Annotated in this window: 3 protein-coding genes; all 3 read right to left on the minus strand. The window is 70.5% G+C overall.

Annotation, left to right across the window (positions count from 1 at the left end; genetic code table 11):
• Window positions 1–372 (minus strand): CHASE sensor domain-containing protein (locus tag AC1D12_RS33240; protein WP_477845363.1); only part of this gene is annotated, 372 nt, incomplete at its 3' end.
• On the minus strand, window positions 372–869 hold the full coding sequence (locus AC1D12_RS33245) for a YfiR family protein (RefSeq protein WP_052213041.1): 498 nt from the start codon (window positions 867–869) through the stop codon (window positions 372–374). The genes AC1D12_RS33245 and AC1D12_RS33240, both read right to left, overlap by 1 nt.
• Window positions 870–1,027: 158 nt before the next feature.
• Window positions 1,028–1,440 (minus strand): sensor histidine kinase (locus AC1D12_RS33250; RefSeq protein ID WP_477845364.1); only part of this gene is annotated, 413 nt, incomplete at its 5' end.

The raw sequence follows: 1,440 nt of genomic DNA on the forward strand, positions 1-1,440 counted from the left end.
GTGGTCCGCCTGCGGTGAGGTGTAGGCGGCGACCAGCCGGCCCCGGGAGTCGAAGAGCTCGGCGCGGTTGGCCGAGGTCTGGCCGCGCAGCGCCGCCAGCGTCTCGCCGGCCGCGGCTGCATTGCCGAACGCCAGCGCCGCGGCCGTGCCTTCGGCCATCACGGCGGCCAGCGCCTGCATCTGCTGGCGCGCGGCCAGTTGCTGTTCGGCGATCTGCCGCCCGACCTGCCAGCTTCCGAGCGCCAGCAGCCCGCAGGCGAGGCTCACCGCGAGCAGCAGGACCGTCTTGCGGCGCAGCGGCAGGTGCTGCCGGCCGAACCAGCGCGAGGCGAGGGCCAGCACGTTCTTCGAGAGGCGCTGCAGTCGCTGCATCACGGCGCCTTGTCCTGGTTGACGGTGCGGGCGAGTCGCAGCAGTTGCGGCGAAAGCACCAGCTGGGTGCGTTCGGCCTGCGTCAGGTTGATGTCGAACTGCATGCGCTGGTCGCCTGCGAACAGGCGGATCGTGCCGCCGCTGCGCAGGAAGGCCGGATCGTCACCGACCGTCAGGACCGGCAGCGATGCGGCCGCCTGCAGCAGCGCGTTGCGGCTTTCCGTCGTGCTGGCGACGTACAGCAGGTCGCAGCGCGCGACATCGGCCGCGCCGGGCCCGATGCGACGCAGCCGCACCGGCCGGCCGCGCACCATCGTGCCATCGGCCGACGAGAACGCTCCGTACAGCGAATCGCCGGCCGACACGCACAGCCGGAACGCGTCTGCCGGCGCGCTGTCGGGCCAGGTGACGTAGCGCGCGAAGTTCAGCGTGAAGGCCACCCGGATCGGGTCGATCTGCGCCGTGTCGACCTGGGCCGATGTGACGCACAGGGACACGGCACACAGGATGGCGACGAGGCCGCGCCGCAGGGTCTGCGTCGTTGTTCCGGGAGCGGCGGCGTGTTTCAGTGGGCTTCCTGGCAGGGCGGCATCGAAGACGACCGGGGGAGATCATCTTGCCATGGGGCGCGAAGAGGCCAGGCCGGTGCCGCCGGTCATGGCGTGGCAAGGCTGTTCCCTTGCGATGCGAGCGTGAAATGGAAGGTCGTGCCTTCGCCCGGCAGCGAGCTCACCCAGATGCGCCCGCCGTGGCGTTCGACGATCTTCTTGCACAGCGTGAGCCCGATGCCGGTGCCGTCGTAGCGCGAGCGGCTGTGCAGTCGCTGGAACAGCACGAAGACCCGCTCGAAGTGGGCCGGCGCGATGCCGATGCCGTTGTCGCTGATGCTGAACTGCCACCCGTCCCCTTCGCGCCGGACTCCCACGTGCACCCGTGGGCCCGGACCGTTGCGGAACTTGATCGCATTGCCGATCAGGTTCTGGAACAGCTGCACCAGCTGCGTCTGGTCGGCCGCCACGGCCGGCAGTTCGTCGCATGTCACGCTGGCCTGGCTCTCCTGGATGGCGA

The organism is Rhizobacter sp. P1_G5 (assembly GCF_056405435.1).